The sequence below is a fragment of the Rhizobium sp. FY34 genome, assembly GCF_005222845.1.
Classification (GTDB): Bacteria; Pseudomonadota; Alphaproteobacteria; order Rhizobiales; family Rhizobiaceae; genus Neorhizobium.
Genome location: NZ_STFZ01000026.1, coordinates 1 through 9,706, shown reverse-complemented (window position 1 = coordinate 9,706; position 9,706 = coordinate 1). Strand labels below are relative to the sequence as shown.

The window sequence follows — 9,706 nt, the reverse complement described above, 5'->3', positions numbered from 1 at the left end:
GAGCCTGTAAAACGGACCAGAGCTTTGAGGCCATGATCTATATGGCAGCGGCTGTGATCAACTCACGATGAATCCCCACAGACCCTAGGCGGGACAGGCTCAATGTCCCGCGCTGTCCGGTTGGAAATGGACCTTGTCGTAGCCGTCGAGCGCTTTGTAGAAATGTTCGATATCGGAGGCGAAAAGTCCCCGGCAAATGCCGGAAACCAGCTTCGGCACACCGGATTTGAGTCCGGTTATTCCATTGCAGACCGGGCCGAGGCTAGGCACGGCGGCGCTGTTGAAGACATGGATATTGGCCAGCATTGGCAAGGAACCGGGCACCTTCTCTTGAAATTCGAAGGCCGGCCCGAGATAGGGATAGGCCAGCAGGTCGGGGTCTTCCTCTCCCTCGGGTGGCACGAAACGATCAGCCCATGTGGCGATGGATCCGACCACACCGGCCAGTTCCGGCCGGCGCGATAGATCGACGCGGTAACCAGTGCCGAGCAGTAGGTGATCGAAGTGAAAATCACCCTTCGCCGTTTCGATCCGGACCGTCTCCTCTGCCATGGCTATCGAGCGAATATCTGCTCCCGTCACAAGCCGGCAGGCGGCAAAGGACATCGCGCGGGTAAACATCTCATTGGTTGGCGGTGTTTTGAACGCAAACATGCGCCGCGTGAACCGGTATCGGCTACGATCGTCCAGATCGGCGAAGTGGTTGAGAAAGCCCGGAAAATTCGACCAGTCCAGCAACTCCGTGCGCGGCAGCGTTTCTGAGCGGGCAAGAACCGTGACGCTTTTCGCGCCAGCCTCCAGCGCTGAGACCGCCCAGTCGAAGCTGGAAGCCGCAGCGCCGATAATGCCGATGCTCCGTCCATCGAGACGGGCGGTATCCATCACTTCGCCGCTATGGGTCCAGCGATCGCGTGGCAATGTTCCGCTGACCGATGCCGGCACATTCAGGACACCTGCCCCTTCAAGACCGGTCGCCAGAACGACCTTGCGGCAGGCAATGGTTCTGGCCTGCCCATGGTGTTCGACATAAAGCCGCAGCGCATCCCCTTCCGGTTCGATTGCAAGCAGGTTTGTTTCATTCTCGACGTCAAGGCCAAGGATCGCGCGAAACCATGTGAGGTAGGCCATCCAATCAGCCCTCTCGATCTTGTCGAGCACCTGCCAGTCTTGCCTGCCATACGTCGCCTCATGCCAGGCGCGATATGTCATGCTCGCAACACCGAGATCCGGGCCACTCAGGGTCTTTGGTGAGCGCAGGGTGCGCATGCGCGCCGTCGTCACCCATGGCCCCTCCTGCCCCTCTATCGCTCTGTCGATCAACCGCACGCGCTCGACGCCTTGGCGTTTCAGCCCGAAAGCGACGGAAAGCCCGGAAAGCCCTGCCCCAATGATGACGACATCCGAAATGACCGCACCGGAGGAATCACGTCGCTCCGGCACCCATGCGCGTGGTGTCGCCTCTATGCTTTCCAGGTCACGGCGCACCTGCGCTTCCAGCGCTGGCAGCCCGCCGGAATGTGCAGGCGTTTCGCAAACGATTGGGAATGGCACCCCACCCTCGGGGCTTCGATCTTCCATGGCGATAACACTCCAGCCTTTTCCTCAGCGTAGCGAAGGTAGAAAAGTTGTAAAGTGTTTGATTATGTTATTTTTCGATTTGAGAAAGGAGGTGGCTCCGCGCTGATTTTTCCAACGTAGGGACCGCATCGGGCGATCTGTATTCATCCCAAATTTTTCGGACAATCTTTCATTGCCAAGATTAGCCTTCATAAACATCATCTTAGCATGAAAAGTCGTGAAGTGCTAAAAAAATGGCCTTGATGAGCTTCTTGTTTGGGCAGAATGCTTTTCGTTTCGGCAGGGTCTAGCGAGGCGTCATCCAATTTGTTATTTATGTGTTTTTTTGTTTGACTTGGCTCGGCTTGGCGATAACCTCGCGTTCGATCCACTCCAGAACGGGAAGGTTATCAGTTATGGCAAATGCTTCTTCATCAATGGTCGCCGCAAAGCCGACAACCATCTACACGTTAGCTGCGGCCGTCGTGGCGCTGATGGCCACCGCAAGCTATGCAAATTCAAAGCCGCTCGATGGCGTTACGCTGACAATTGCGTCCATGAACGACGGCTTTTCGAACGTACTGGTCAAGCTGGCACCTGCTTTCAAGGCGGAGACCGGAGCGGATCTCAAAGTGGAGATCATGGATTACGGCACATTGCTGACCAAGACGACAGCGGATTTTATCGGGGACACCAAGGGCTATGATCTGGTGACGATGGACATCGTCTGGGCTGGCGCCTATGCCGAAAACAAATACTCCGTCGATCTGACGGACCGTGTCACGCGCGATGCTGCGGAACTCGAGCTTGACGATATCTATCCGGTCGTTCTCAAGTCGCTTGGTCAGTATGATGGAAAATATGTTGCATTCCCGCTTGCGGCCTATGCCAATGTGCTGGCCTATCGCAAGGATCTTTTGCAGGCAGCCGGTTTGAAACCACCTGCCACCATGGAAGACCTGGTGGAATATGCCAAGAAGCTCAACGATCCCGCCAAAAAGCAGTATGGCTTCGTCGCCAATGGCCAGAAGGGTCCGGCCGTTGCTCAGGACTGGATGCAGTATAACAACCAACTCGGCGGCTCCATCGTCACCAAGGATGGCAAGCCGGCGCTCAATTCTGAAGCCAATATCAAGAGCCTTGCCGTCTACAAGCAGCTCTTCACTGAGGCAGCTCCTCCCGGCGCCATTGAATATGACTGGGGTGGCCGCGAAGAAAGTTTCCGCCAAGGCATGGCCGCATTTATGCAGACCTGGTCTGTTGGCGCGGCGGCCTATTCGGATCCGAAAGTCTCCAATATCGTCGGTAAGGTCGGCATTGCGGTGGCGCCTGTCTCCAAGGGCATGACGCCGCAATACGGTGTTGGCGGCTGGGGTCTCGCCATCAATGCAGACGTTGACAAAAGCAAGCAGGACGCAGCCTGGACATTTATCAAATGGGTTAGCAGCAAAAAAATCCACAAGGAATTCAACATGCTGGGTGCGGGCGGCTTCATGCGCAAGAGCGAGATGACCGATCCGGATCTCCTGGCAAAATATGATTTCCTGCCGGTGATCGCCGAGACCTATGAGCATGGCAATGGCGAGTTCCGCCCACGCATCCCTGAATATCCAGAGATTCAGGATCTGCTCGGAACGGCCGTCAATTCGGTCCTCGCGGGCGCCACCACGCCGAAGGAAGCTCTGGACAAAGCGCAGGACGCTGCCAAAAAACTGTTCTGATGTCGTTTCGCGCGCGGCAATAAATGAGCCGCGCGCGAAATCCGGCGGCATGACCTTGACTTATACGGTCACGGAGCAGCCCTTATCCTATCCAATGAAACGCCACCCATTCGGCCTTTCTTGAATGAGCAGTATCCCGGTTATGCATTATAGTTTCGCCAACCGTCGCAGGCTCTTCCTGTTCTTGATGGCCACGCCAGCTGTTCTCTATGTGGCGGCCGTCGGCCTCTGGCCGCTCGCACAGGGCATCGGCTACAGTTTCTACAAGTACAATCTTCTTCGGCCCGCACGGACCCAATTCGTAGGCTTGCAGAACTACATCGATATCTTTTCCGATGCGACGACCCGCAAAGCTATCCTGAACACGTTCCAGTTCACCTTCTTCAGTGTCGGGCTGCAGCTGGTGCTTGGCTTTGCGCTGGCATTGCTTCTCTGGCGTGACAGCCGATTCAACCGCGCGGTGCTCGCCTTCCTTCTCATTCCCTCGACAATCACACCGCTTGTGGTGGGATTGATCTTCAAGGCGATGCTTGGCGCGGATTACGGCATTATCGGCTATTTTCTCTCCGACGCAGGCATCGGCCCGCGCAGCGGCCTGCTGACGGATGCCGGCACGGCGCTCTGGATGCTCATCCTGATCGATTGCTGGGAATGGACACCCTTAATGACACTGATCCTGCTTGCCGGGCTGAAATCGCTGCCGGGCGACGTGCTCGAAGCAGGTCAGGTCGATGGGGCAACGGCCTGGCAGCGCTTCCGCCTTCTTATCCTGCCGTTGATGCTGCCTTCGGTCTTTCTTGCTCTGACACTGCGCACGATGGATGCGTTTCGCGTGTTCGATTCCGTCTTTGTCACCACAGGCGGTGGTCCCGATGACGCGACCAACACGCTAATGCTGCTCGGGGTCAAGGAAGGGCTGCAATTCTTCAATGTTGGCTTTGCCTCGGCGGTGGGTAACGTAACGCTTCTGTTCATCGCGCTCATTGCCACGATGCTGCTTTTGGTCGTGCGCCGCGCCGATGTTCGGATTAATGGGAAGTAGATCGATGGCCAGGGTTTCAACGCGCCGCGTCGTTTTCGAAAGAGTGACAATCCTCCTCATCACGATCCTCTTTCTGCTGCCGGTCTTCTGGCTGATCTCGACGGCCTACAAGCCATCGAACCAGATCTTCTCTGCGCCGCCCCGGCTGACGTTCGAGCCCACATTCGATCAGTTCCGACAGGCTTTTGCCATCTTCGACGTGGTCTCGCTGGTGCGCTCATCGCTGGTGATCAGTATCGGCACCACTGTGCTGTCGCTGCTCCTCGGTGTTCCCGCGGGCTATGCGCTTGCTCGCTCCAAGTCGCGGTTTGCACCCGGCTTTGCCTATTTCTTCCTGGCGATCCGCATGATTCCGGCCATCGCGGCCCTGATACCCTTCTATCTTCTCATGAGGGATATCGGCCTGCTCGGCACGTGGTGGGCTGTCATCGTCTTCAATACGATGCTGAACTGCGCCTTCGTCACTTGGATGATGTTTTCCTATTTCAAGGCCCTGCCGCCGGACATGGAGGAGGCGGCACTGACTGATGGTTGTACGCAGATGGGTGCTTTCCTGAAGGTCGCGGTGCCAACCGTGCGGTCAGGCATGATCGCATGCGCCCTGTTTTGCATGATGTTCTCGTGGAATGACTTCCTGCATCCCATGTTCCTCACCACGCTCGATGCCAAGCCGATCTCGGTGGCGCTGCTCACTGCCTATGGCACCAAAGACATCACCTGGGGCACGCTTGGAGCGCTCGCTCACTTTTCAACGATCCCGATTGTCCTCATGGCGCTGTTTATGAACCGCTATTTCGTTCAGGGCGCGACAAACGGCGTACAGTAGGACTGACAACATGGCGCAAATTTCATTCGAGAACGTTTCGAAAACCTACCCAGGCGGCAAGGCCGCCGCGCTGGTGAACTTCAACCTGAACATCAAGGACGGCGAGTTCATCGTGCTTGTTGGTCCGTCGGGTTGCGGCAAGACAACAGCCCTGCGTATGATTGCCGGCTTGGAAGACATTTCCGGGGGCACGCTCAGGATCAACGACACCGTCGCCAATGAACAGGCGCCACGTGACCGTGACATCGCCATGGTCTTTCAGTCCTATGCGCTCTACCCGCATCTGACGGTCGCAGAGAACATCGCCTTTGGCCTGAAGGTGCGCGGCATCAAGACAGATGTGATCGCGAAGAAGGTTCGGGAAACGGCTGATCTCCTGGAACTGACAGAGTTCCTGGACCGCAAGCCGGCAAGGCTTTCCGGCGGTCAGCGCCAGCGCGTCGCAATGGGACGCGCCCTTGTGCGCTCGCCAAATGCATTTTTGATGGATGAGCCGCTGTCGAACCTCGATGCGCGCCTGCGCGGCCAGATGCGGGCCGAAATATCGCGTCTGCAGCGGATGACCGCGGTCACGACCGTTTATGTCACGCATGATCAGGTGGAGGCGATGACGATGGGGGACCGTGTCGCCGTCATGAATAAGGGTACGATCCAGCAGCTTGATACGCCACGGCGGCTTTACGACAAGCCAGCCAACATGTTCGTCGCCAGCTTCATCGGCTCACCGCCGATCAACTTCATGGAGGCCGCGGTGGTTTCTCATGACGGCGGCCCAGCCGTCTCTTGCGGCGATTTTCTGCTGCCGCTTGGCATTTCCGGCGCGCGCTTGTCGCCGCGTATCGGCGGAAAAGTCATTCTCGGAATTCGGCCTGAGCATCTGAAAGTCGCGCCGCAGTCAAGATCGACTGGAGTGCTGTCCGCCGAGACGAGCTTCGTCGAAGATCTTGGTGCCACGCTTCTTCTTCATATGAGTGGTCACGGTATCGCAATCGGTCATGCAAACATGGTGGAAGACGAACGCGATCTGATGAAGACAGCCCCCAAGCTGAAGGCATTGATCGACAGCAGTCACCGAATCTCGCGCGGCGATGCCATCGCCTTGACCGTCGATCCGTCGCTTGTCCTCTTCTTCGACCCAGAAACCGGAGTGACGCTGTGAGCGCTGCGGAGCACCAAGATTTTTGGCCGCTCGGCGGCCCTGTCGATAAAGCGCGTATAGCACTGATCATTATTGATATGCAGGTCGATTTCTGTGCCCCTGGTGGTTGGATCGACCAGCTTGGCGAGGATGTCTCCAATACCCGCGCAGTGATCGGTCCGATCTGCGAAGCAGTGGATGCGGCACGCGCTGCCGGTATCACCGTCATTCATACCCGCGAAGGCCATGTTGGTGATCTTTCCGATCTGAATGCCAACAAGCAATGGCGCACGCGTGTGCATGGTCTCGGGATCGGCGACAGCGGCAAGAACGGTCGCATCCTTGTTCACGGTGAACCGGGTTGGCAGATCATCCCGGAACTGGCACCGCTGCCAGGCGAACTCGTCATCAATAAGCCGGGAAAATCGTCCTTCCACCGCACGGAACTTGCCGCCGAGCTGGAAAACCGCGGCATATCGCGACTGGTTGTTGCGGGCGTGACGTCCGATTGCTGCGTCCAGTCAACGGTTCGCGATGGTTATGAGCATGGCATCGAGTGTGTCCTGCTCGAAGATTGCACGGCAGCCGTCGAAAGTCCCAATCACGCAGCAACCCTTGAAATCCTGAAAGCTTACGGCGGGCGATGGGGTGGGGTCTCAAACCGCGTGGCGTTTCGCGAGATGCTGGATAGGGCCGGTGATTGAGATGAACAACACACTCTTCAAGCCGATCGCCGCCAAACCATATCTCTGGCCATTCGACGGAAAATGGTCGGCCACCGACACCGCACTGTTGCTGCTTGGTTTCCAGGAGGCGACCGTTGCAGTGCTGGACGCAAATGCCGAGCTGTCAGTTGCAAACAGTCTGCTGAAGGTCGCTTCTGCTGCTGGCGTGACGATTGTCGCTGCCCGCCGTGGCTACGGCCCTGATGAACATCCACTCGCCACGCGCAGACGCCTGCTGGGCGATCCCATTCCCGAACGCGGCAGTGCCGATTGGGCGCTGATTGCGCAGATCGGGCTGCCGCCGGGCGCTATCATTGTCGATTGTGCCGGTGACAACGCCTTCTTTGGCACCCGACTTGAGGAAACATTGCGCCAGCGCGGCATTCGCAATCTTTTGGTCACGGGGCTACCCACTGATGGCCTTGTGCACGCGACACAGCGCGCAGCAAACGACATGGGTTTCGAATGTCTGGCCATTGCCGATGCCTGCAAGGGCACGTCCCAAGCACGCCACGACGCCCAGCTTCGTATCACCACCTTCGGCAACGGCCTCTTCGGCACCGTCGCCACGTCAGCCGACATTCATGCGGCGCTCAGCAGTCTCTAGGAGTACACTCATGTCCGCAATGCTTTGGTCCGATGCCACCGGCAGCCTTGATCTCACTGTCTTGACGAAGGGCTATGCCAGCGGCGCATTGACGCCAACCCGCGTTATCGATTCCATTTATGATCGCATTGCGGCGCGGGGTGAAGACCATGTCTGGATTCACCTGGTTTCGCGGGAGGAGGCTCTCAGCGCCGCCAAAAAACTGGAAGTGCAGGGTTATGACGGGCGTCCGCTTTGGGGCATTCCGTTCTCGGTGAAGGACTGCAACGATATCGTCGGTCTGCCAACGACCAATGCGCTGCGGGAAGGTGCCTATATCGCGACGTCCAGCGGCCAGGCGCTTGATCGTATCTTCGATGCCGGCGCGCTTCTGATCGGCAAGACCAACATGGACCAGTTCGGTATTGGCCTTGTCGGCATGCGCTCGCCCTATGGTGCCTGCTCGTCGGTTTTCAACGATGACTTCATCTCCGGTGGTTCGAGTTCAGGTTCCGGCGTCTCGGTCGCCGCCGGTCTCTGCAGCTTCTCGATTGCCAACGATGCCGCAGGCTCTGGCCGCGTCCCGGCCGGTTTCAACAATATTGTCGGCATCAAGCCGACGCCCGGCCTTGTCAGCAATGCCTGCGTCTCCGGCGGTGGCTGCGTCAAGACCATCGAGACGCTGTCGGTCTTTTCGTTGACGGTCGAAGACGGAATGAAAGTTCTAAAACTCATAGCTGGCTACGATCCATCCTACCCGTTCTCCAAGCCAGAAGCCGATGCGGTACCTCTGACCCCAGTCGCTCCGCCACCGCGTTTTCGCTTCGGCGTTCCAGCTGGAGCGGCGCTTCGCTTCTTCGGGGATGTGGAAGCCGAACGTCTGTTCAATGAAGCGATCGCGCGGCTGATCGCCATGGGCGGTGAAAAGGTCGAGATCGACTTTACGCCGTTTGAAGATACCCAGCGCATCCTTTACGAAGGTCCCTGGATTTCGGAGCGAGCGCTGAGCCTCGACAGCGTGCTCGCCAAGTATGGCGAGGCGATCCACCCCGTGACCCGGCAAATCCTGTCGCGTTCTAGCAATTTCTCGGCGCTCGACACATTTGCCGCGATCCACCGCATCGCCGAATTAAAACGCGATACGCGCGCCGTCTGGCAGGACATTGCCGTGCTGATGGTGCCGACAACACCGACAATCTATACCAAGGACGAGATCGCCGCAGACCCTGTCCAGCTCAACAGCAACCTCGGCATCTACACCAATTTCGTTAATCTGATGGGGCTGTGTGGCATAGCGGTGCCGAATGGTTTTCGCAAAGATGGTCTTCCGCTTGGCGTAACCTTCCTGGCGCCTGGGTTCGAGGAGGCGCGTGCCGCCGGTATCGCAGCAGCCTTTCACAGGGCGACGGGCCTAAACCTCGCGAAATTCGCGAACCCCTATCCTGTTTCCGAAGAGCAAGCACTGTCAGAGGATTATCGGGAGATTGCCGTTGTCGGTGCGCATTTATCCGGAATGCCACTTAACCATGAGTTGAAAGAACGTGGCGGCTTTTTCCGACGGATTGCGGGCACCACGGCGGACTACCGCCTGTTCGCGCTGACGGGCACCGTACCGTCGAAGCCCGGTCTTATTCGTGTTGCCACTGATGGTGCATCCATTGCCGTCGAGGTGTGGGCGTTGCCGGTCGCAGGTTTTGGCGATTTCATCGGGCGTATTCCCGCTCCCCTTGGCGTTGGCAAACTCACGCTGAACGATGGTTCGACGGTTACCGGGTTCCTTTGCGAGGTAGCCGCAACCGAAGGGCAACCGGATATCACTACTTTTGGTGGTTGGCGCGGTTACGTGACAAAGGACGGGCGTTCAGCGCAGGTTTGATGGTGCATGTTGGTGGGGATTGGCCTGGCTGCATCAACGACAACAAGCCTTCAACTCCTGCCAGCTGAAATTCTAATGATCCCGGCTACATGCATTCCACAAGTGCGCCGCACCTGGCGATCTGCCAATGAAAACTGTCCAACTCTCTCTAGGGTCTGTGGGGATTCATCGTGAGTTGATCACAGCCGCTGCCATATAGATCATGGCCTCAAAGCTCTGGTCCGTTTTACAGGCT

Annotated in this window: 8 protein-coding genes; 7 read left to right on the top strand and 1 reads right to left on the bottom strand. The window is 57.7% G+C overall.

Annotated elements, in window-relative coordinates:
* Nucleotides 1-99 precede the first annotated feature (99 nt).
* On the bottom strand, nt 100-1,578 hold the full coding sequence (locus tag E8M77_RS18525) for an NAD(P)/FAD-dependent oxidoreductase (protein WP_137132114.1): 1,479 nt from the start codon (nt 1,576-1,578) through the stop codon (nt 100-102).
* Between the two features lie 473 nt (nt 1,579-2,051).
* Between E8M77_RS18525 and E8M77_RS18520 the strand changes: the two genes are divergently transcribed.
* The 7 genes from E8M77_RS18520 to atzF all read left to right on the top strand — a co-directional run bounded on the left by E8M77_RS18520 (nt 2,052) and on the right by atzF (nt 9,471).
* A complete protein-coding gene (locus tag E8M77_RS18520; RefSeq protein WP_246659321.1) occupies nt 2,052-3,278 on the top strand; it encodes a sugar ABC transporter substrate-binding protein in 1,227 nt (408 codons plus the stop codon).
* Between the two features lie 142 nt (nt 3,279-3,420).
* Entirely contained in the window at nt 3,421-4,320 is a 900-nt protein-coding gene (locus E8M77_RS18515) for a sugar ABC transporter permease (protein WP_137132115.1), read from the top strand.
* Nucleotides 4,310-5,146 carry a carbohydrate ABC transporter permease gene (locus E8M77_RS18510; RefSeq protein ID WP_170975929.1) on the top strand — a complete coding sequence of 279 codons (837 nt, stop codon included), beginning with the start codon at nt 4,310-4,312 and terminating at the stop codon, nt 5,144-5,146. Before E8M77_RS18515 ends, E8M77_RS18510 begins: the two co-directional genes overlap by 11 nt.
* Before the next feature lie 10 nt (nt 5,147-5,156).
* Nucleotides 5,157-6,305 (top strand): sn-glycerol-3-phosphate ABC transporter ATP-binding protein UgpC, encoded by a 1,149-nt coding sequence (gene ugpC, locus E8M77_RS18505; protein WP_137132112.1) that lies wholly within the window; start codon nt 5,157-5,159, stop codon nt 6,303-6,305.
* A complete protein-coding gene (locus tag E8M77_RS18500) occupies nt 6,302-6,988 on the top strand; it encodes an isochorismatase family cysteine hydrolase (RefSeq protein WP_137132111.1) in 687 nt (228 codons plus the stop codon). Before ugpC ends, E8M77_RS18500 begins: the two co-directional genes overlap by 4 nt.
* A 1-nt stretch (nt 6,989) precedes the next feature.
* Complete coding sequence (locus E8M77_RS18495) at nt 6,990-7,616, top strand: cysteine hydrolase (RefSeq protein WP_137132110.1); 627 nt, start codon at nt 6,990-6,992, stop codon at nt 7,614-7,616.
* Between the two features lie 10 nt (nt 7,617-7,626).
* A complete protein-coding gene (gene atzF / locus E8M77_RS18490; protein ID WP_137132109.1) occupies nt 7,627-9,471 on the top strand; it encodes an allophanate hydrolase in 1,845 nt (614 codons plus the stop codon).
* Nucleotides 9,472-9,706 lie beyond the last annotated feature (235 nt).